The sequence below is a fragment of the Roseateles oligotrophus genome (assembly GCF_014204525.1).
In the GTDB taxonomy this organism is placed as follows: Bacteria; Pseudomonadota; Gammaproteobacteria; order Burkholderiales; family Burkholderiaceae_C; genus Paucibacter_A; species Paucibacter_A oligotrophus_A.
This window is the reverse complement of the sequence record NZ_JACHLP010000005.1, coordinates 212,025-232,940: the sequence shown is the minus strand read 5'-3', so window position 1 is coordinate 232,940 and position 20,916 is coordinate 212,025. Positions and strand designations below refer to the sequence as shown.

14 protein-coding genes are annotated in these 20,916 nt (G+C 65.6%); 9 read left to right on the top strand and 5 right to left on the bottom strand.

The features are described from left to right. Positions 1–13: 13 nt before the first annotated feature. From rbfA to rimP, 4 genes are all read right to left on the bottom strand, one after another. Positions 14–427 (bottom strand): 30S ribosome-binding factor RbfA, encoded by a 414-nt coding sequence (gene rbfA / locus HNP55_RS13515; protein WP_184300169.1) that lies wholly within the window; start codon positions 425–427, stop codon positions 14–16. Positions 428–515: 88 nt separating this feature from the next. Then, positions 516–3,560 carry a translation initiation factor IF-2 gene (gene infB, locus HNP55_RS13510; RefSeq protein ID WP_184300166.1) on the bottom strand — a complete coding sequence of 1,015 codons (3,045 nt, stop codon included), beginning with the start codon at positions 3,558–3,560 and terminating at the stop codon, positions 516–518. Between the two features lie 75 nt (positions 3,561–3,635). Continuing rightward, a complete protein-coding gene (gene nusA, locus HNP55_RS13505) occupies positions 3,636–5,114 on the bottom strand; it encodes a transcription termination factor NusA (RefSeq protein ID WP_124450788.1) in 1,479 nt (492 codons plus the stop codon). Then, entirely contained in the window at positions 5,111–5,725 is a 615-nt protein-coding gene (gene rimP / locus HNP55_RS13500; RefSeq protein ID WP_184300163.1) for a ribosome maturation factor RimP, read from the bottom strand. Before rimP ends, nusA begins: the two co-directional genes overlap by 4 nt. Positions 5,726–6,094: 369 nt before the next feature. Here rimP and fabI point away from each other — a divergent pair, with 369 nt between their 5' ends. Further along, positions 6,095–6,874: an enoyl-ACP reductase FabI gene (fabI, locus tag HNP55_RS13495; RefSeq protein ID WP_184300160.1), complete on the top strand. Its 780-nt coding sequence runs from the start codon at positions 6,095–6,097 to the stop codon at positions 6,872–6,874. Between the two features lie 80 nt (positions 6,875–6,954). Here the strand turns inward: fabI and HNP55_RS13490 are convergent, their stop codons facing one another. Continuing rightward, the gene (locus HNP55_RS13490; protein ID WP_184300157.1) at positions 6,955–9,213 is read right to left on the bottom strand and encodes an arginine/lysine/ornithine decarboxylase; all 2,259 of its coding nucleotides are present in this window, start codon (positions 9,211–9,213) and stop codon (positions 6,955–6,957) included. 169 nt (positions 9,214–9,382) lie between these two features. Between HNP55_RS13490 and HNP55_RS13485 the strand changes: the two genes are divergently transcribed. From HNP55_RS13485 to HNP55_RS13450, 8 genes are all read left to right on the top strand, one after another. Then, on the top strand, positions 9,383–9,811 hold the full coding sequence (locus HNP55_RS13485) for an NfeD family protein (RefSeq protein ID WP_184300154.1): 429 nt from the start codon (positions 9,383–9,385) through the stop codon (positions 9,809–9,811). A gap of 67 nt (positions 9,812–9,878) precedes the next feature. After that, positions 9,879–10,793, top strand: coding sequence for an SPFH domain-containing protein (locus HNP55_RS13480; RefSeq protein WP_184300151.1), 915 nt, complete (start codon positions 9,879–9,881; stop codon positions 10,791–10,793). A gap of 381 nt (positions 10,794–11,174) precedes the next feature. After that, on the top strand, positions 11,175–13,517 hold the full coding sequence (locus tag HNP55_RS13475; protein ID WP_184300148.1) for a TonB-dependent receptor: 2,343 nt from the start codon (positions 11,175–11,177) through the stop codon (positions 13,515–13,517). A 15-nt stretch (positions 13,518–13,532) separates the two neighbouring features. Further along, on the top strand, positions 13,533–14,240 hold the full coding sequence (locus tag HNP55_RS13470; RefSeq protein WP_184300145.1) for an ABC transporter ATP-binding protein: 708 nt from the start codon (positions 13,533–13,535) through the stop codon (positions 14,238–14,240). Further along, on the top strand, positions 14,237–15,694 hold the full coding sequence (locus tag HNP55_RS13465; protein ID WP_184300142.1) for a DUF3526 domain-containing protein: 1,458 nt from the start codon (positions 14,237–14,239) through the stop codon (positions 15,692–15,694). Before HNP55_RS13470 ends, HNP55_RS13465 begins: the two co-directional genes overlap by 4 nt. A gap of 8 nt (positions 15,695–15,702) precedes the next feature. After that, complete coding sequence (locus HNP55_RS13460) at positions 15,703–17,226, top strand: DUF3526 domain-containing protein (RefSeq protein WP_184300139.1); 1,524 nt, start codon at positions 15,703–15,705, stop codon at positions 17,224–17,226. A 74-nt stretch (positions 17,227–17,300) separates the two neighbouring features. Next, positions 17,301–19,514, top strand: a complete 2,214-nt coding sequence (locus HNP55_RS13455) for a TonB-dependent receptor (RefSeq protein ID WP_184300136.1) — start codon at positions 17,301–17,303, stop codon at positions 19,512–19,514. A gap of 41 nt (positions 19,515–19,555) precedes the next feature. Continuing rightward, positions 19,556–20,788, top strand: a complete 1,233-nt coding sequence (locus tag HNP55_RS13450) for a GTP-binding protein (RefSeq protein WP_184300133.1) — start codon at positions 19,556–19,558, stop codon at positions 20,786–20,788. Positions 20,789–20,916: the final 128 nt, after the last annotated feature.

Here is a 20,916-nt window from a genome sequence, read left to right as displayed (position 1 = left end):
GGCGGGGGCGAACTTATTCGCCCGCCTTGTCGTCGGCCGCTGCCGCGTCGGCGGCGGGCGGCTCGTCATCCAGCGCGCGGCTGGCATTGGCTTTGCTGATCAGCGCGCTCATCTCGGCCGCACGTTCGATCGTGCGGTCGAAATGGAAGTGCAGGCTGGGCACGGTGTGAATCTGCAGACGCTTGAACAAGCCGTTACGCAAGAAGCCGGCGGCCTCGTTCAAGGCTTCGCCCGTCTCGGTCGGGTCGCCCACCAACACCGAGAAAAAGACCTTGGCGTGGGCATAGTCGGGCGTGACCTCGACGGCATTGACCGTGGCCATGCCGATGCGCGGGTCTTTGAGCTCGCGGATCAACTCGGCCAGATCGCGCTGGATCTGGTCGGCCACGCGGAAGCTGCGGTTGGGGATGACTCGTTTATGTCGCATATTCGTTTCTCCTGGGCTACTCGCCTCAGCAAGAACAAACCCCGCCACTCTGGGAGGGCGGGGTTTGCTGCTGGAGGGCAACGCCGCCTTAGAGGCTTCGAGCCACTTCCTTGACCTCGAAGAATTCGAGCTGATCGCCCTCGGCGATGTCGCTGTAGTTCTTCAGCTTGATACCGCACTCGAAGCCTTCGCGGACTTCGCGCACATCGTCCTTCATGCGCTTCAAGGTGTCGATCTCGCCGGTGTAGATCACCACATTGTCACGCAGCAGGCGGAACTTGGCCGAGCGGTTGACGATGCCCGAGGTGACCATACAGCCGGCAATGGTGCCGATCTTGGTCGCCACGAAGACGGTGCGGATCTCGGCCATGCCGATGACTTCCTCGCGCTGCTCGGGCGCCAGCATGCCGGTCATCGCTGCCTTCACCTCATCGACGGCGTCGTAGATGATGTTGTAGTAGCGCAGATCAACCGCATTGCCTTCGGCAAGCTTGCGAGCGCCGGCATCGGCACGCACATTGAAGCCGATGATGACGGCCTTGGAGGCGATCGCCAGATTGACGTCCGACTCGCTGATGCCACCGACGGCCGCGTGCACGATCTGCACCTTGACTTCGGCGGTCGAGAGCTTGAGCAGCGAAGAAGCCAGGGCTTCCTGCGAGCCTTGCACATCGCTCTTGATGATGATGCCCAGGGTCTGCACATCGCCGGCACCCATGTTCTCGAACATATTCTCCAGCTTGGCGGCCTGCTGGCGCGAGAGCTTGACGTCACGGTACTTGCCGGAGCGGAAGGTGGCGATTTCACGGGCGCGGCGCTCGTCGGCCAGCACCATGAACTCATCACCGGCTTGCGGCACCTCGGTCAGGCCCTGGATTTCCACCGGGATGGAAGGACCGGCCTCGGTACAGGCCTTGCCGTCTTCGTCCAGCATGGCACGCACGCGGCCATAGGTGGAACCGGCCAGCACGACGTCGCCGCGTTTCAGGGTGCCGGACTGCACCAGCACCGTGGCCACGGGGCCGCGGCCCTTGTCCAGCTTGGCTTCGATCACCAGGCCCTTGGCCATGGAGGCGGCGGGTGCCTTGAGTTCCAGCACTTCGGCCTGCAGCAGCACTTGCTCCAGCAGGTTGTCCATGCCCTCGCCCGTCTTGGCCGAGACCGGCACAAAGGGGGTGTCGCCACCGAAGTCCTCGGGCACGACGCCTTCGGCCACCAACTCGCCCTTCAGGCGTTCGATATTGGCGCCCTGCTTGTCGATCTTGTTCATCGCCACGACCATGGGCACACCGGCCGCCTTGGCGTGGTGGATGGCTTCCTTGGTCTGGGGCATCACGCCGTCGTCCGCCGCCACCACCAGGATGACGATGTCGGTGGCCGTGGCGCCACGGGCACGCATGGCCGTGAAGGCGGCGTGACCCGGGGTGTCCAGGAAGGTGATCATGCCGCGCGGCGTTTCGACGTGGTAAGCGCCGATATGCTGCGTAATGCCGCCGGCTTCGCCCGCGGCCACACGGGCACGGCGGACATAGTCCAGCAGCGAGGTCTTGCCGTGGTCGACGTGACCCATGACGGTGACCACCGGCGCACGCGGCAAAGCCTCGTGCTGCTCGGCACCGGCGCCTTCTTCTTCCAGGAAGGCATCGGGATCGTCCAGCTTGGCAGCGAAGGCCTTGTGGCCCATTTCTTCCACCAAGATCATGGCGGTTTCCTGGTCCAGCTGCTGGTTGATGGTGACCATCTGGCCCAGCTTCATCAGATGCTTGATGACCTCGGAAGCCTTGACCGACATCTTGTGGGCCAGGTCCGCCACCGAGATGGTCTCGGGGATGTGCACCTCCTGCACCACCTGCTCCACCGGAGCGACGAAGGTGGACTGGGTATTGCCACGATCGTTGCGGTCATTGCCGCGGCGTCCACCCGCGCCACCGCGGGTGGGCGCGCGCCAGCCACCGGCGGCCGGTCGGGCACCGCCAGGCGCTGCCGTCGTGCCGGGCTTGGCGCCGCGCTTCTTGGCATCGTCGGCCCAGCTGCTGGACAGCTTCTCGGACTTGACGGACTTCTTGTCACCCGGCTTGGCCGCGGTGGCAGCACCCGGCGCGGCCGGGGCGCCCGGCGTGCCGGCCTTTTTGTGGATGGTGCCCTTGATGCCTTCCTTGGCGGCTTCGACCGGCTTGGGCTCTTCCTTTTTCGCGACCATCACCTTCTTCGGTGCATTCATCATCGCGCGGATGGCCGCAGCCTCGGCCTCGGCGGCCTTGCGGCGGCGCTCCAGGTCGACTTGTTTTTGCTTCTCTTCGGCACCCACATCCACGGCCTTGACCACGCGCAGAGCGGGCTTGGCGGCTTCAGCAGGAGCGGCGGCCACCGGGGCGGCGGCAGCGGCTGCCACGGGAGCGGCGGCCACGGGTGCAGCAGCGGGCGCGGCAGCCACCGGGGCGGCGGGAGCCGGCGCGGCCACCACGGGCGCAGGCGCCGGGGCCCGTGCAGCAGCAGCGGCCTTGTTGATGGCAGCGGCTTCGCGGGCCGCGGCTTCAGCCGTTTGGCGCGGCTTCTTCGCGGCCTTGGCTGCGGCGGCTTCTTCGGCAGCGCGGGCGGCGGCCTCAAGCGCGGCCTTGGCTTCCGCAGCCAGTTTTTCCTGGCGGCGCTGCTCTTCGGCGGCACGGGCGGCCTTCTCGGCTTCCTCACGCTCACGCACACGCTCGGCCAGCTCGGCCTCCTGGCGGCGCAGGGCCTCGGCCTGGGCATGGGCCTCGACCTCGCGGCGCTGCAGCTCGGCTTCTTCGGCCGCGGCGGCGGCGGCCACCGTGGCTTCGTCGGCCGGGCTGTTTTCGTCCATCTTGACGAAGGTGCGCTTTTTGCGCACTTCCACCTGGATGGTGCGCGCCTTGCCGCTGGCATCGGCCTGCTTGATCTCGCTGGTCGACTTGCGGGTCAGCGTGATCTTCTTGCGATCGGCGCCGCCGGTACCGTGCGCGGTGCGCAGATAGTCCAGCAGACGTTCTTTGTCGGCTTCGTTGAGGGCGTCTTCGGGAGACGCCGTTTTGACGCCCGCAGCTTGAAGCTGCTCAAGCAGCGTGCTCGCAGGCCTTTGTAGCTCTGCGGCAAACTGGGCGACGGTGGTCACAGCCATTGTTGGATCCTTAACTTATGCGTACTTTGCTGGGCGATTCTTGGTGCTTGACTGAGGGTGGCGCGCTGCGCTGCCTCAAGCCGTGAACCAATGTTCGCGAGCCTTCATGATCATGGTGCGGGCCGCGGCCTCGTCCATGCCAGACAGTTCAACGAGTTCGTCGACGGCCAGATCGGCCAGGTCGTCGCGGGTATGGATATCGCCATCGGAAAGCTTGGCCACCAGGTCGGGCGTCATGCCCTCCAGGTCGCGCAGGTCTTGGGACACTTCCTCAACCTTTTCTTCCCGTGCGATTTCCATGGTCAACAGCGCATCCTTGGCGCGGGTGCGCAATTCATTGACCGTGTCTTCGTCGAAGGCCTCAACTTCCAGCATTTCCTGCATAGGCACGTAGGCCACTTCTTCCAAGCTGGTGAACCCTTCAGCGATCAGGATGTCGGCGACTTCGGCATCCACATCGAGTTTCTCGATGAAGAGCTTGCGCACCGTTTCCGATTCCTGCTCATGCTTCACGGCCGATTCCTCGGCCGACATGATGTTGATACGCCAGCCGGTCAGCTCGGAAGCGAGCCGCACGTTCTGGCCGCCGCGACCGATGGCGATGGCGAGGTTTTCCTCATCCACCACGACATCCATCGCATGACGCTCTTCGTCCACAACAATGGACTGCACATTGGCCGGCGCCAATGCACCGATCACAAACTGAGCCGGGTCTTCCGACCACAGCACGATGTCCACACGCTCGCCGGCCAGCTCATTGGTCACGCCGTTGACGCGCGAACCCCGCACGCCAACGCAGGTGCCGATGGGGTCGACCCGCTTATCGTGCGAGAGCACGGCCAGCTTGGCACGCGAGCCGGCGTCACGCGCGCAGCTCTTGATTTCCAGCAGGCCTTGCTCGATCTCGGGCACTTCCTGAGCGAACAGCTCGGTCATGAACTGGGGCGCGCTGCGCGACAGCATGATTTGCGGGCCACGCTGGGTCGGATCCACACCCAGGATCACGGCGCGGACGCGGTCGCCGGTGCGCAGGTTTTCCTTGGGGATCATTTCCGAGCGCTTCAGCCGGCCTTCGATGCGACCGGACTCGGCAATGATGTCGCCCTTGTCCAGACGCTTGACGGTGCCGACGAAAATCTGCTCGCCGCGGGCCAGGAAGTCGTTGAGCAGCTGCTCACGCTCGGCATCACGGATTTTCTGCAGAATGACCTGCTTGGCCGCTTGCGCACCGATACGACCGATGGGCACCGACTCGATGGGCTCTTCGATATGGTCTTCCACCTCGATGTCAGGAATTTGCTCCTGCGCTTCGAACAGCAGAATTTCCGCATCCGGGTTTTGCAGACCGGCCTCGTTGGGCACGACGTGCCAGCGGCGGAAGGTCTCGTAAGCACCGGAGTCGCGATCCACGGACACGCGAATATCAGCCTCGCCACCACACAACTTCTTGGTGGCCGAAGCCAACGCTGCCTCGACAGCGCCAAACACCACATCGAGCTCCACGCTCTTTTCGCGCGAAATCGCGTCCACCAGCATCAACAGTTCGCGGTTCATTGATCAGGACCTCCGTCAACCTTGTCATCTGTTTTCGCAGCCTTGGCCTTGGACGGCTTCTTGCCATCCGCAGGCTTGGCGCCACGGCCCTTGAAATTGACCACGGGGACCAAACGGGCCTCGCGAACTTCTTCAAGAGAAAAATCTAGGGCCTGGTCGGCCTTGCCATCGTTGAAGACCACGCGCCAGGCGGGCGCGGGCGCCACTTCGGCGGGCGCAGCAGGAGCCACAGGCTCGACCGCTGCCGCCGCAACATCCAGCGCGGACAACAAACCCCGATACCTCTTGCGACCCTGGAAGGGCATGCGCAAGGTGATCTCGATTTCTTCACCCACAAAGCGCTGGTAGTCGAACGCTTTTTTCAGCGGCCTGTCCAGGCCAGGGGAAGAAACTTCGAGGCGCTCGTATGCGCAGTTCTCAACTTCCAGCAGATATTGCAACTGCCGCGTCACGCGCTCGCAGTCTTCCACATTGATCAGCGCGCCGGCCAGGGCTTCTTCGGGCAGTTTGTCGATGTACACGCGCAGCAAGCCAGCCGGACTGCGCTCGCAGTCCACCAGGTCGTAACCCAATCCGGCCACAGTTTTTTCAACAGCTTCTTGCCAATTCATGCGTGGTGCAATTCAACTTTTCTAAGTTTCGATCTACGGCCCGGCTTTTCAGCCCGGCGCAAACCAAGGGTGACCAAATTTTATGCAAAGAGCGATCGAGCAAAAAAAATGGGCTGGATGAATCCGCCCAACTTGCAAACCCAGGATCGCTCCCGGGCTTCAAACAAACACATCAAACAATGAATCGACGATTGAACAAGCTGAACAATCCGACCCATGCATTTGAACGCATTTGAAATTACGCTCGCCTCATCTCTTCAGCGAAGCCGGGATTGTACTATGCAAGCACAGCAGCGGCAAGCTTGACGCTCGTCATTCCACTCAAGCCATGCGAAAATCTCGGGTTGATTCAATACAAAAGGAGCCACCATGGGATTTCTCGCAGGCAAGCGATTGCTGATCACGGGCGTTCTGTCCAACCGGTCCATCGCTTACGGCATTGCAAAAGCCTGCCACCGGGAAGGTGCGGAACTGGCCTTCAGCTATCAGGGCGAACGCTTCAAGGACCGTATCACCGAATTTGCGGCCGAGTTCGATTCCAAGCTGGTGTTTGACTGCGATGTGTCGGACGACGCGCAGCTGGAAGCCCTGTTCACGAACCTGGGCGAAGCCTGGCCCGAGTTTGACGGCTTTGTGCATTCCATCGGCTTTGCGCCGCGCGAAGCGATTGCCGGCGACTTCCTTGACGGCCTGAGCCGCGAGAATTTCCGCATCGCCCACGATATCTCGGCCTACAGCTTTCCTGCCATGGCCAAGCTGGCCGCCCCGCGCCTGCGCCCCGGCGCGGCGCTGCTGACCCTGTCCTATCTGGGTGCCGCCCGCTACGTGCCGAACTACAACACCATGGGCCTGGCCAAGGCCTCGCTGGAAGCCAGCGTGCGCTACCTGGCCCAGTCCCTGGGTGCCAAGGGTGTGCGGGTGAACGGCATTTCCGCCGGCCCCATCAAGACCCTGGCCGCCTCGGGCATCAAGGACTTCGGCAAGCTGCTGACCCAGTTCGCTGCATCGACCCCGATTCGCCGCAATGTGACGATCGAAGACGTGGGCAATGTGGCCGCCTTCTTGCTGTCCGACCTGGCCGGCGGCGTCAGCGCCGAAATCACCTATGTGGACGGCGGCTTCAGCCACGTTGCGCTGTCCGAAGGCTGAACAAAACACCCTGCCTTCAAGCAAAAGGGGTTCGCGCGATGCGAACCCCTTTTTCATTGGCTCAACTCAGCAAGCAAGAGTCAAGCCGCCACGCAGTCCACGAAGTAACGCGAACGGCCATCGTCACCCTTCTCTTCCACCAGGCCATGCACATCGGTGGCAAAGCCGGGATAAAGCGCATTGAAGTCACGGGTGAACTTGAGATAGTCCACGATCTTCTTATTGAAGCGCTCACCCGGGATCAGCAAGGGAATGCCCGGGGGATAAGGCGTCAGCAGCACGGTGGTGACGCGGCCCTCCAGATCGTCGATGGGCACCCGCTCGGTGCGGCGCTGCGCAATATGGGCGTAGGCGTCGCTGGGCTTCATGGCGGGATGCAGATCCGAGAGATAGACATCCGTGGTCAGGCGCGCGATATCGCCCTTGGCATACATGCCATGGATGCTTTGGCACAGATCCTTCAGGCCCATGCGCTCGTAACGCGGATGGGCAGCGCAGAACTCCGGCAGGATGCGCCACAGCGGGGCATTCTTGTCGTAGTCATCCTTGAACTGCTGCAAGGCCGTCAACAGCGTGTTCCAGCGGCCCTTGGTGATGCCGATGGTGAACAGGATGAAGAAGGAGTACAGGCCGGTCTTCTCCACCACCACCCCGTGCTCGGCCAGGAATTTGGTGACGATGGAGGCCGGGATGCCGGTCTCGGCAAACTTGCCGCTCATGTCCAGCCCCGGCGTGATGACGGTGCACTTGATCGGATCCAGCATATTGAAGCCGGGCGCGATATTGCCGAAGCCATGCCACTGTTCGTCGGCGCCCAGCATCCAGTCGGCGGGCTTGCCATAGCCCTGCGGGGTCAGCCCGTCCGGGCCCCAGACCTTGAACCACCAGTCCTCCTCGTACTCGGCGTCCACCTTGCGCATGGCGCGGCGGAAGTCCATGGCCTCGGAGATGCTCTCCTCCACCAGGGCCGTGCCGCCGGGAGGTTCCATCATGGCCGCCGCCACATCGCAACTGGCGATGATGGAGTATTGCGGGCTGGTGGAGGTGTGCATCAGATAGGCCTCGTTGAACAGATGCTTGTCCAGCTTGACGTCTTGCGAGTCCTGCACCAGCACCTGCGAGGCCTGGCTTAGGCCGGCCAGCAGCTTGTGCGTGGACTGGGTGGCGTAAACCATGGCCGTCTTGGGCCGCGGGCGGTTCTTGCCCATGGCGTGGTAGGAGCCGTAGAAGGGATGGAAGGCCGCATGCGGCAACCAGGCCTCGTCGAAATGCAAGGTGTCGATCCAGCCGTCCAGCTTGGCCTTGATGGTCTCGGTGTTGTAGAGCACGCCGTCGTAAGTGCTTTGCGTCAGCGTCATGATGCGCGGTTTGACCGAAGCCACATCAACGCCTTGCAACAGCGGGTTGGCGGCGATCTTCTTGCGGATCGCCTCGGGCGAGAACTCGCTCTCGGGAATGGGGCCGATAATGCCGTAGTGATTACGCGTTGGCGTCATGAAGACGGGCACGGCCCCCGTCATGATGATGCTGTGCAGAATGCTTTTGTGGCAGTTGCGGTCCACCACCACCACGTCGCCGGGCGCCACCGTGTGGTGCCAGACCATTTTGTTGGAGGTGCTGGTGCCGTTGGTGACGAAGAAGCAATGGTCGGCATTGAAGATGCGCGCGGCATTCTTCTCCGAGGCCGCCACCGGGCCGGTGTGGTCCAGCAGCTGACCGAGTTCCTCGACGGCATTGCAGACGTCGGCCCGCAGCATGTTCTCGCCAAAGAACTGGTGGAACATCTGGCCCACCGGGCTCTTCAGAAAGGCCACGCCGCCGGAGTGGCCGGGGCAGTGCCAGCTGTAGGAGCCATCTTGCGCATAGTCCATCAGCGCCTTGAAGAAAGGCGGGGCCAGGCCGTCCAGATAGCTCTTGGCCTCGCGGATGATGTGGCGAGCCACGAACTCCGGCGTGTCCTCGAACATATGGATGAAGCCGTGCAGCTCACGCAAGATGTCGTTAGGCAGATGCTGGGAGGTGCGCGTCTCACCGTAGATGTAAATGGGAATGTCAGCGTTCTTGAAGCGGATCTCTTCAATGAATTTGCGCAGATTCACCACCGCCGGATCCAGCTCCGGGCCGGAGGTGAACTCCTCATCGTCGATCGAGAGAATGAAGGCGCTGGCCCGGCTTTGCTGCTGGGCAAACTGGCTCAGATCGCCGTAGCTGGTGGCCCCCAGCACCTCGAAGCCCTCTTTCTGAATCGCATCAGCCAAGGCACGGATACCCAAACCCGAGGTGTTCTCGGAGCGATAGTCCTCGTCGATGATGACGATGGGAAAGCGTAAGCGAAGCATCTTTGGGCCTCCAGCGGGCGGGTCAGAAAAACAAGAGGCGCGAAGTGTAGGGCCAAGCATCGGTTTTAACCCGAAGCCATCGGGCCTTTTTACAAAAACGACACAGCAAAAGCCCACGAAGGCCCGCCGTACACTCGGCGCCAATACAGATGCGACGGGAGCTCGTGCAATGGAGATCAATCACGCCACCACCTGGTGGATTGTCTGCGGCCTGCTGGTCGCCGTCGAATTGGGCACCGGCAGCTTTTATCTGCTGATGCTGGCCCTGGGCTGCGCTGCCGGTGCGCTGGCCGCCCATCTGGGCCTGGGTGGCACGGCCCAGACCGTTGCGGCCGCCTTGGTGGGCGGCACGGCCGTTGCGCTTTGGCACCTCAAGCGTCAGCGCGGCGGCAGGCCTGCGCCCGCCCAAAGCAATCCCGACGTCAGCCTGGACATTGGTCAAAGAGTGTTTGTCGAACATTGGCGCGCCGACGGCAGTGCCCAGGTGCGCTACCGCGGCGCGGATTGGCAGGCCCGGTTTCAGGGCCAAGGCAGGCCCGAGCCCGGCGCATTTGTGATCCAGGCCATCGAAGGCAGCCAATTGCTGCTGGACCGCTGACGCCAAGGCATTGCGGACGCAAACCATCAATTCAACAGGCCAAACTCAAGAGGGATAGGAAAACATCATGGAAATCGCACTGGTCTTGCTGCTCATCGCCATCGTCTTCATCGTGCAATCGATCAAGGTCGTGCCGCAACAGAATGCCTGGGTGGTGGAGCGCCTGGGCAAGTACCACGCCACGCTGACGCCCGGACTCAATATTCTTGTGCCCTTCGTCGACCGCCTGGCCTACAAGCATTCGCTGAAAGAAATCCCGCTGGACGTGCCCAGCCAGGTCTGCATCACCAAGGACAACACCCAGCTGACGGTGGACGGCATCCTCTACTTCCAGGTCACCGACGCCATGCGCGCCAGCTATGGCTCCAGCAACTACATCGTCGCCATCACCCAGCTGGCGCAAACCACGCTGCGCAGCGTGATCGGCCGCATGGAGCTGGACCGCACCTTCGAGGAGCGCGCCCTCATCAACACCTCGGTGGTCGAGGCCCTGGACGAAGCCGCGCTGAACTGGGGCGTCAAGGTCTTGCGTTATGAGATCAAGGACCTGACCCCGCCGCCCGCCATCCTGCACTCCATGCAGGCCCAGATCACGGCCGAGCGCGAGAAGCGCGCCCTGATCGCCGCCTCCGAAGGCCGCCGCCAGGAGCAGATCAATATCGCCACCGGCGAGCGCGAGGCCGCCATCGCCCGCTCCGAAGGCGAGAAACAAGCCGAGATCAACAAGGCCGCCGGCGAAGCCGCCGCCATCACGGCCGTGGCCGATGCCACCGCCGACGCCATCGGCAAGATCGCCGCCGCCATCCAGCGCCCGGGCGGCGACCAGGCCGTGCAACTCAAGGTGGCCGAAAAGGCCGTCGATGCCTACGCCCAGCTGGCCCAGAAGAACAACACCATGATCGTGCCCGGCAATATGAGCGAAGTCTCCGGCCTGATCGGCACCGCCATGGCCATGATGCGGGCAGGCGGCAAGACCGGCTGACAAAGAGTCAGGGCAAGCCCGAGCCAGATCGTCGGGCACGGACACATCACTCACAGCAAGCCAGGCCGATTCATGGCGCGGCTTGCCGCCCGGCAATGGCAGGGCACTGATCTCGCCAGATCGTGCGAGGCCTTGATGTCGCGAAAGTCTGCTTGGACCGCGGCCATCGACAAGGCCTGCACCCCGCGCTGGGCAACGCCCCCCCTAACCTTCTGCACCACCTGCACCATCTGTCGCGATAGCGGACGCCCCGCGGCCTCGACGGCGGCGCCTTGGGGGGTGGATCGCTCCAGGAGCTAGGCGACTCGGGCAGGACGCTGCCGGGGAGGTCTGCATGCTATATTATTGATAACGCATTATCATTATCAATAAAAGGCAGCCATGGCATCGCGTGACGCGACGGACTTTCTACCCTCCATTTCACCCGTCTATGCGGCGGCATTGATGGTTCTTGTTCAGGGGTCAAACGCTTGCGCCCAAGGCGTCGGCACCGAACAGCAACTCGGCACGGTGATCGTCAAGGGCACGGCCCTGCGCTCGACCCTGGACCCGAACCTGCCCATGACCACGGCCAGCAAAACGGCCGAGCAGCTGCGCGAGCAGCAGAACATCTTCAACCCGGAGGATGCCCTGCGCAATATGCCCAACACCACGGTGCGCAAGCGCTACAGCGGCGACCGCAATGCCTTGATCGCCGGCCGCAGCTTTGCCAGCTCGCAGGCACCGCGCGGCCTGGTGCTGATGGATGGCTACCTGATCTCCAACTTCCTCGGCCGCTTCGACGCGCCGCGCTGGAATATGGTGGCCCCCGAGGAAATTGCCCGTGTCGATATGTTGTACGGCCCCTTCTCGGCCTTGTATCCGGGCAATTCGATCGGCACCACGGTGGCCATCAGCACCCGCAAGCCACAGGGCTTCGAGGGCTCGATACGGCTGGCGGCACAGAGCCAAAACTCCGACCTGTACGGCCTGAAAGAGAACTACAACAACACCCAAGCCTCGGCCGTGCTGGGCGACAAGCTGGCTGCGGGCGGCTGGTACCGCCTGGTGCTGAACCGGCAGGACTCGACCAGCCAGCCCATGCAGTATTTCGCGCTCAACGCCAATGCGTCCGGCGAGTTCGTCCCTCCCAGCACGGCCGGCGCGGCCACGCCGGTCGAGGGGGTGGTCTATGACATCGCACCCAATGGCCGCCGCCGTGCGGTGTTCGGTGCCCATGCCGGCGCCATCGACCACACCTTGCAGCACACCGCCAAGCTCAGTGCCGGGCTGGATATTTCGCCCAGCTTCAGCGCCGAAGGCTTTGTCGCCTGGTGGCGCAATGACACGGCCACCCGCAATGTCAGCTTCCTCAAGAACGCCAGCGGCAGCACCGTCTGGGCGGGCCGTGTCAGCCATGCAGGCAATGTGTTCGACATCCCGAAGTCGGCCTTCGCGCCCTCCAGCCGCGACGAGACCCATGCCCAAGCGGGCGTGACGCTGAAGACCCGCCACAAGACCGGCTGGAACGCCTCGCTGGTGGCCAGCGCCTATCGAATCCTCGACGATCAGCAGCGCACCGCGGCCAACCCCGATCCCGTCGCTGCCGGCGGCGGCGCGGGTAGCGGCGTGCGGCGAGACGGCACGGGTTTCCGCACTTTTGAGGTGCAATCGACCTACACCCCCAGCCGGGGCGACTGGGGCGCTGGCGCCCATGCGCTGGTGCTGGGCCTGCATGCCAATGACTACGAGCTGAAGCAGTCCACCGCCAGCCTCGCCGACTGGAAGACCGGCGCATTCGGCGGCGAAACCCATTTCGTCGGCGGCAAGACCCGTCTGGTGGCACTCTACGCTCAGGATGCCTGGCGCTTTGCGCCTGATTGGCAGCTCACCTCGGGCCTGCGCGCCGAGTCCTGGGCGGCCTTCCAGGGTGCGCAGCGCGTCGCCGGCATTGCGCCGCTGGCCTACCCCGAGCGCAGCATCACGGCGCTCTCGCCCAAGCTGTCGCTGGCCTGGGAGGCCCAGCAAGACCTGACCCTGCGCGCCTCGATTGGCCGCGGCACCCGCTTCGCCACGGTCACCGAGCTCTTCCAGGGCACGCAGTCGGGCAGCCGGATCGAGGTCAACGACCCGCAGCTGAGGCCCGAGAAATCCAAGGCGCTGGAACTCTTCGCCGAGCAACGCTTCGAACAAGGCGCGCTGCGCGCCTCGCTGTTCCAGGACGATGTGCGCGACACCATCTGGAGCCAGAACAACCCGCTGGTCTTCCCCAACGTGACGACGACGCAGAACGTCGGCCGGGTGCGCACACGCGGCATCGAGCTGGCCGGCGACTGGCAGGACCTGGGCTTAAAGGGCCTGAGCCTAGACGCCAATATCGCCTTCAATCACGCCAGGATTCTGGAGAACGCGAACGTGCCGGCTTCGGTCGGCAAGACCTGGGTGCGCATCCCGCGCGTGCGCTCGGCCCTCACGCTGAGCTACCAGCCGGAGCGCGCCTGGACCTTCTCCAGCACCTACCGCTACAGCGGCCGCCAGTTCAACGAGATCGACAACAGCGACATCCTCCCCGACACCTACGGCGGCACATCGAGGCTGAAGCAGCTCGACGTCCGGGTGCTGTGGCGCGCGCTGGCCAAGACCGAGCTGGCCTTCGGTGTCGACAACCTCGGCAATAACCGCGCCTATCAATCCCACCCCTTCCCCGGCCGCACTCTGTTCGCCGAACTGCGCCACGCCATCTGAACCGGAGCCTCTCCCATGTTGAAAATCGACGGTCTGGTCAAACGCTATGGCGAACGCGTCGTCGTCGACCATCTGCATCTGCAGGTCTCGGGCGGCGAGATCTATGCCTTGCTGGGCCCCAACGGGGCAGGCAAGTCCAGCACCCTCGCCTGCGTGCTGGGCTTTGCCCAGCCCGACGCGGGCAGCATCCGGCTGGCCCACTCCGAGCTACCCATCGCCGAGGCGGCCACCCGGCATGCGGCCTATATCTCCGAGAACGTGGCGCTGTACGAGCGGCTGAGCGGCGTCGAGAACGTCGAGTTCTTCATGCGCCTGTCCGGCCGCAAGCCGCGCCGGCAGGAGATCGAGGCCTTGCTGGAGCGCGCCGGCCTGCCGCCGGAGGCCTGGGGCCGCCAGGCACACAGCTACTCAAAAGGCATGCGGCAGAAGGTGGGCATCGTGATGGCGCTGGCCAAGCAAGCCTCGCTGCTGGTGCTGGACGAGCCGACCTCGGGGCTGGACCCCGAGGCCAGCGTCGCCTTTGGCGGGCTGATCCGTGAACTGGCAAACCAGGGCACGGCCGTGCTGATGGCCACGCACGACCTGTTCCGCGCCCAGGAACTGGCCCATCGCTGCGGCATGCTGGTGGCCGGGCATCTGGTCGGCGAATGGGTGGTTGATGCACTGCATGCGGGGGAGCTGGAACGCAACTACCTGGCCACGCTGGCGGGGCGGCCCGCATGAGCGCGCCGCAGCTCTCCAAAGGCCAGCACTGGCGTGCCGCCTTCTTCGCCGCCTGGCAGGCCGACTGGCGTGAGCGCCGGCGCGACTGGCGGGTCTGGTTGGTGCTGGGCCTGGGGCTAGGCCTGGCCCTGGCCGCGGCCCTGCTCACCACCCTGGACCTGCGTGAGCGGGCCGCAGGCCGCGCGGTGGCGGCACAGGCCGAGCAGCAGCGCTGGCTCGGCCAGGGCAAGAAAAATCCCCACTCGGCCGCGCATTACGGTGTTTACGCCTTCAAGCCGGTGGCCGCGCTGGCGGCCGTCGATCCCGGCGTGGAGCGCTACGTCGGTTCCAGCGTCTGGCTCGAAGCCCACAAGCAGAACGAGTTCGTCTATCGGCCGGTCAACGACGCCCCCGGCGCGGTGCGCCAGTTCAGCCTGAGCCCCGCCTTTGTCTTGCAGGTGCTGGTGCCGCTGGCCATCGTCTTCCTCGGCTTCGGCGTGCTGGCCGGCGAGCGCGAGCGCGGCAGCCTGGCCGCCCTGCGCATCAGTGCGGCACCGCTGGGCGCGGTGGCCGCAGCGCGCGGCAGCGTCTTGTTCAGCCTGGCACTGCTGATCGCGCTGCCGGCCTGCGCGGCGGTGCTGCTCGCGCAAGCGCAGTTCGATGCGGCTGCCCCAGCCTATGCAGATGGCATGACGCGTACCCTGGCAATGGCCTTCGGCTACGCGGCCTACCTGGCCCTGTGGTGCCTTCTGGTGGTCGCGGTTTCGGCCGCCTCGGCGACGCTGCTGCGCAGCCTGGCCGTCCTGATGGGCTTGTGGGCTATCACCACCCTGCTGCTGCCGCGCGCCGCACTGGATCTGGCGCAAGCCCTGGCCCCCTTGCCCAGTGGCGCGGCCTTCCGCCAGCAGATGGAGCAGGCACTGGGCGAACCACATGACCCCGCTGAAGAGGCCCGGCAGAAACAAGCCCTGCTGCTGAAGTACGGCGTTACCGAGCTGAAGGACCTGCCGGTCAACTGGTCCGGCATCAGCCTGCAGCGCGGCGAAGAACATGGCAACGAGGTCTTCGACGCGCACTACGGCCGGCTGTTCCGCACCCTGCAGGCGCAGAGCGATGCGGCCGCCTGGCTGGGCTGGCTGTCGCCGACGGTGGCCGTGGCGGGGCTGTCCGCCGCCGCCGCGGCCAGCGACACCGCCCATCACCTGCAGTTTGTGCGGGGTGCCGAGGCGCACCGGCGCTTGATCCAGCAGACCCTGAACGACGCGATCACGGCCACGCCGGACCGCGATGGCCAGCGCGTTGACGGCGACGCCAAGCTCTGGTCCACGGTGCCGCCGCTGCGCTTTCAGTTCCAGCCCTGGCGGCAATCCGGCAGCGCCTGGCAGCACGCCTTGCCGCTGTTGTGCCTGCTCGGCCTGGCCGGCTGGGCCTGCCAGCGTTCGCTGCACCGTCTCAAGCAAGGAGCCCTCAAGTGAGCGCCGCAATGCATCAAATCTTCTGGCTGATCCGCTATGACCTGCGCCAACTGCGCCGCGAGCGGGGCTTCGTCCTGCTGCTGGCCCTGGCCCTGTTGCTGGCCCTGTGGGGCTTGTTCCAGGGCGCGGGTTTCCAGGCCGACGCGGCGCGGGCCACGCAAGCCGCGGCAACTCGGCAGGCGGATGCCCGCCTGGCCGCGCAAGACCTGGCAAGGCGCTACTTTGCGGCCCCCGATGCGGCGGAGTTCGCCGGCATGAAGTGGTGGCGCAGCCCGGTCGACATCCGCGGCTACGCCTTTTACGAGCATGTCGGCTTCGCGCTCAAGCCCGCCCTGCCCGGCGCGGCGCTGGCCGTGGGCCAGGCCGACGTTCTGCCCTCCGTCGTGCGGGTCAAGGCAGAAACCCTGGAAGCGGCGCGCAACGCCTACGACATCGAGCATCCGGCCCGGCTGGCCGTGGGCCGTTTCGACCTGATGTTCTTCCTCGTCTATCTGTGGCCGCTGCTATTGCTGGCACTCGGCGCCTCGGTGCTGACCCAGGAGCGCGAGAGCCGGCGCCTGCCGGCGCTGCGCCTGCAAGGCCTGTCGCCACGCCGCCTGCTGCTGGCCCAGACCCTGGCGCGCACCCTGCTCGCCACCTTGCTGCTGGGCGGCGGCGTGGCGGCGGCAGCCCTGCTCGGCGCGGCGCTGCCGCCCGACGCCGCGGGCGCCCTGGCGCTGGCGCAATGGGCCGGCCTGCTGCTGCTCTGGTCGCTGTTTTGGGGCGCGGTATCGGCGCTGATCTGTTCCGTCTGCCAAAGCCGTATGACGGCGGCCTTTGCCGGCTTTGGGGCCTGGGTCGGCCTGACGATTCTGTTGCCGGCCCTGCTGGTGGCAGGGGTCAACACCGCCGTGCCGCTGCCCAGCCGCGAGCTCTACGTCGAGGCCATGCGCGATGCCGGCGATCAGTTGCAGGCCCAGCGCAGCCAGATGCTGATGCGCTTCTACGACGAGCACCCGCAATGGCGGCCGACCAAGACCGGGCTGGACAAGATCTCCAGCAGCGTGGCCCGGATCCCGCGCATGCTGGAGCTGGAACGGCTGCTGGCCCCGGTGGAGCAAGGCTTCGACGCCGCCCGTGCCGGCCGGGAGGCCCTGTTCGCGCGCTGGCTGTGGCTGAGCCCGGCCAGCCTGGCCAGCGAGGGCTTTGCCCGCCTGGCCGGCAACGACGCCGCCCGCCACCGCCTGTTCGAGCAGGAGTTGCAAGCCCATCACACCGTGCTGCGCCAGTTCTTCCACGAACGCATCCAGCAGGCCGCCCTGCGCGACGAGCAGAGCGCCTGCGCGCAGACCTGTCTGGCCGGCTATGGCTTCAGCGCTTTCGATGCCGTGCCGAGTTTTGTGCCCTCCGCCGGGCTTGAGCGGACGCAGCATCTGAGCGCCTGGCCGCTGCCGGCCTGGGCCGGGCTGCTGCTGGCGGCGGCGCTGCTGACCCTGCGGGAACGCCGCCTGAACGCCCGGCAGGAGCTCGAGACAACAGCCCCCAAGGTCTGACGCAAACCCCGTGCCGATGCTGCATCGCCAGCACCGGCAGGCCGACTTTCTCGGTTTCCCCCCAATTGCCGTTCATGCAACAAGCTCAAGCACTCCGTCCCCTGATTCTTGCAATGGCCGCCGGCTTTGCCGCCCAGGCCCAGGCCCAAGCCCAATCCACCCCGGCGGCACATAACGCCTTGCCGGCCGTCAAGATCGAAGGCAAGTCCGAGCAGCGCCGCCTCGGGCTGGACGGCGCCTCGCAGACCGGCTCGCGCCTGGGCCTGAGCCTGCGCGAGACGCCGGCCTCGGTCGAGGTGATCGACCAGGAGCAGATGGAGCGGCGTGGCGCGCGCACGCTGGAGGAGGCGCTGCGCGGCGCCGCCGGCCTGACGGTCGGCGGCAGCCCCGGCTCGCCCGGCGTGGCCTCGACGCGCGGCTTCACCGGCGGCTTCATCACCTATCTATTCGACGGCGGGCGCGTCTCCACGCCGACCATGTCGAACCGGCCGCAGGACAGCTGGAACTATGAGCGCATCGAGGTGCTCAAAGGCCCGGCCTCGGTGCTCTACGGCGAAGGCGGCATCGGCGGGGCGGTCAACTTCGTGCCCAAGCAGCCGGATCGCCAGGCGCCGGGAGCGCAGGCGCTGCTGTCCTACGGCAGCCATGGCGCGCTGCGCGCCGCCGTGGGCTTGGGCGGCGCGCTGGGTGACAGCGGTGCCTACCGGGTCGACTACAGCCGCAACCAGAGCGATGGCTGGCGGCCCCGCAGTGGCTCGCGCATGGATCATCTGACCGGCGCCCTGGCCTTCAGGCCCGCAGCGGACCTCAGGCTGGACCTGTCGGCCGACTGGATGCGCGACGCGCTGGAGGCCGACTACGGCGTGCCACTGGTATCGGCCGCCTTCGCGACGGAGCCGACCGGCGTGGTCAGCGACGGTGCCGGCCGGGTGATCGACCGCCGCCTCACGCGCCTGAACTACAACGTCAGCGACGGCCGCATGGACTCGGACAGCCTCTGGCTGCGCGCCCGGCTGGCCTGGCAGATCACGCCGCAATGGCTGCTGCGCAACGAGCTGAGCCACTACAAGGCCGATCGCATGTGGCGCAACTCGGAGAGCTACACCTTTGTCGCGCCGGACCGCATCAAGCGCACGCTGAGCCTGGTCAGCCACGCGCACCAGGTGTTGAGCAATCGCCTGGACCTGAGCCATCAGGGCCTGCTGGCCGGCCTGGCAAACCGCTTCGTGATAGGCATGGAACTCAGCCGCACCGACTTCGCCAGCCAGCGCCGCTTCTCCGACGACTCCGCCGCCACCAACGCGGCGCTGCAGGTCAGCGCCTTGCAGCCGCAAGCGGGTGTCTACCTCGACAACCCGGCTCTGTTCACCGGCGCCGGCAACCGCACGGACGTCAGCACCGACGTATCCACCACCGCGCTGTTTGCCGAGGATTCGATCAAGCTCGGCGAAGCGCTGACCCTGGTGGCCGGACTGCGCAGCGAGCGCATCAAGCTGGAGCGCCGTGTCGAGGACCTCAATACCGCCGCCGTCGGCAGCTTCGGCGGCCGCTACCGGCCCGACTCGCTGCGCCTGGGCGCGGTCTACGACTGGTCGCCCCGCAGCGCGCTGTACGCCCAGGCGGTCAACGCAGCCGCGCCGGTGGGCTCGTCCAATCTGCTGCTGCAGTCGGCCGCCAACGCGGCATTCCCACTGACACGCGGCCAGCAGTATGAGCTGGGCATCAAGCAAAGCCTGCCGGACAGCCTGCTGGACTGGACGCTGGCCCTGTACCGGATCGAGCAGCGCAATGTGCTGTCGCGTGACCCGTCCAAGCCGGCACTGACCGTCAACAACGGCCAGATTTCCTCCCAGGGCATCGAGCTGTCGGCCGCCTGGCGCGCCACGGCCGGCCTGACCCTGTCCGGCAATCTGGCCCTGGTGGATGCGCAGTTCGACACCCTGGTCGAAACCGGTGGCGTCTCCCGCGTCGGCAAGCGGCCCACCAATGTGCCCAAGCAAACCGCGCGGCTGTGGGCGGACTACCGGCTGGCAGGCCTGCCGCTCAGTGTGGGCGCCAGCCTGGCGCACACCGGCGCGATGTACACCGACAACGCCAACCTGACCCGCATCAATGGCCACACCTTGCTGGACCTCTACGCCAGCTGGCGCACCCAGGCGGCGCTGCTGAGCCTGCGCGTACGCAATGCCGGCGACAAGCTCTATGCGAGCTGGACCGCCGCCAACACCTCGCAGCTCATCCTCGGCGCGCCGCGCTCGGTCGAGCTGTCGGCGAAGTTCGATTTCTGAGCGGGCCCGCCGCCCCCTGTTGATTCAACCCGGAGTCCTGCATGTCTGAACCCAAACGCCTGCCCACCACCGTCCTGTCCGGCTTCCTCGGCGCCGGCAAGACCACGCTGCTCAACCACATCCTGCGCAACCGCGAGGGCAAGCGGGTGGCGGTGATCGTCAATGACATGAGCGAGGTCAATATCGACGCCTCGCTGATACGCGACGCCACCGATGCGGCCGGCGTCGGCCTCTCGCGCACCGAGGAAAAGATGGTCGAGATGAGCAATGGCTGCATCTGCTGCACCCTGCGCGACGACCTGCTGCTGGAGGTGCGCCGGCTGGCCGCCGAGGGCCGCTTCGACTATCTGCTGATCGAATCGACCGGCATCTCGGAGCCTATGCCCATTGCCGCCACCTTCGACTTCAGCACCGAAGCGGGCGACTGCCTCAACGACGTGGCCTATATCGACACCATGGTGACCGTCGTCGATGCCGTCAATCTGTTGAAGGACTACAGCAGTGCGGAGTTCCTGGCCGACCGGGGGCTGGCGGCCGGCGACGAAGACAATCGCCGCCTGGTGCATCTGCTGGTTGAGCAGATCGAATTCGCCAATGTGATCGTGGTCAGCAAGACCGATCTGGTCAGCGTCGATCAGCTGGATCAGGTTCACGCGCTCATCCAGGCGCTGAATGCCGAGGCCGCGATCATCGACGCGCGCCAGGGTGCGGTCGATCTGGACCAGGTGCTGGGCACCGGCAGCTTTGATCTGGAAAAGGCCTCGGCGATGCCGCGCTGGGCGCAGGCGCTGGAGGGCGAGCAGGCCTCCGAGAGCGACACCTATGGCATCGGCAGCTTCGTCTACCGCAGTTGCAAACCCTTCCACCCGCAACGCCTGCAAGCCCTGTTCGCCGAACCCATCCCTGGCGTGATCCGCTACAAAGGCTATTTCTGGCTGGCCAGCCGACCCAACTGGGTGGTCTCGGTCTCCGGCGCCGGGTTGATGGCCGATGTCGAGCCGGTGGGGCAATGGTGGGCCGTCGCGCCCAGAAGCCGCTGGCCGAGCGACCCCGAGACCCTTGCCGCCATCCAGGCCAACTGGAGCGAGCCCTATGGTGACCGCAAGCAGGAACTGGTCTTCATCGGCCAGAACCTCGACCAGGCGGCCATTACGGCCCGGCTCGATGCCTGCCTGCTGAACTTCACCGAAACTCGCAAAGGCATGGCCGGCTGGCGCGAACTGGCCGACCCCTTCCCGAACTGGGAACCCAGGGCGGAGCTTGCCGAATCCTGAGCAAGGCAAGCCTGCCTTCCGCCAAAAAAGCTGTCTACGCCCGCTTCAAACCGGCCGCGAGCGCGCTTTGGCGCGAGTCCGCTGGTTAGGGCGACGAGATGAGCTGCTCGATCCCTGGCGGAAGCCGT

Bases quoted from the DNA above. Each gene is read 5' to 3' on its own strand.
- rbfA (WP_184300169.1), bottom strand. From the start codon at position 427: ATGCGACATAAACGAGTCATCCCCAACCGCAGCTTCCGCGTGGCCGAC.
- infB (WP_184300166.1), bottom strand. From the start codon at position 3,560: ATGGCTGTGACCACCGTCGCCCAGTTTGCCGCAGAGCTACAAAGGCCT.
- nusA (WP_124450788.1), bottom strand. From the start codon at position 5,114: ATGAACCGCGAACTGTTGATGCTGGTGGACGCGATTTCGCGCGAAAAG.
- rimP (WP_184300163.1), bottom strand. From the start codon at position 5,725: ATGAATTGGCAAGAAGCTGTTGAAAAAACTGTGGCCGGATTGGGTTAC.
- fabI (WP_184300160.1), top strand. From the start codon at position 6,095: ATGGGATTTCTCGCAGGCAAGCGATTGCTGATCACGGGCGTTCTGTCC.
- HNP55_RS13490 (WP_184300157.1), bottom strand. From the start codon at position 9,213: ATGCTTCGCTTACGCTTTCCCATCGTCATCATCGACGAGGACTATCGC.
- HNP55_RS13485 (WP_184300154.1), top strand. From the start codon at position 9,383: ATGGAGATCAATCACGCCACCACCTGGTGGATTGTCTGCGGCCTGCTG.
- HNP55_RS13480 (WP_184300151.1), top strand. From the start codon at position 9,879: ATGGAAATCGCACTGGTCTTGCTGCTCATCGCCATCGTCTTCATCGTG.
- HNP55_RS13475 (WP_184300148.1), top strand. From the start codon at position 11,175: ATGGCATCGCGTGACGCGACGGACTTTCTACCCTCCATTTCACCCGTC.
- HNP55_RS13470 (WP_184300145.1), top strand. From the start codon at position 13,533: ATGTTGAAAATCGACGGTCTGGTCAAACGCTATGGCGAACGCGTCGTC.
- HNP55_RS13465 (WP_184300142.1), top strand. From the start codon at position 14,237: ATGAGCGCGCCGCAGCTCTCCAAAGGCCAGCACTGGCGTGCCGCCTTC.
- HNP55_RS13460 (WP_184300139.1), top strand. From the start codon at position 15,703: ATGCATCAAATCTTCTGGCTGATCCGCTATGACCTGCGCCAACTGCGC.
- HNP55_RS13455 (WP_184300136.1), top strand. From the start codon at position 17,301: ATGCAACAAGCTCAAGCACTCCGTCCCCTGATTCTTGCAATGGCCGCC.
- HNP55_RS13450 (WP_184300133.1), top strand. From the start codon at position 19,556: ATGTCTGAACCCAAACGCCTGCCCACCACCGTCCTGTCCGGCTTCCTC.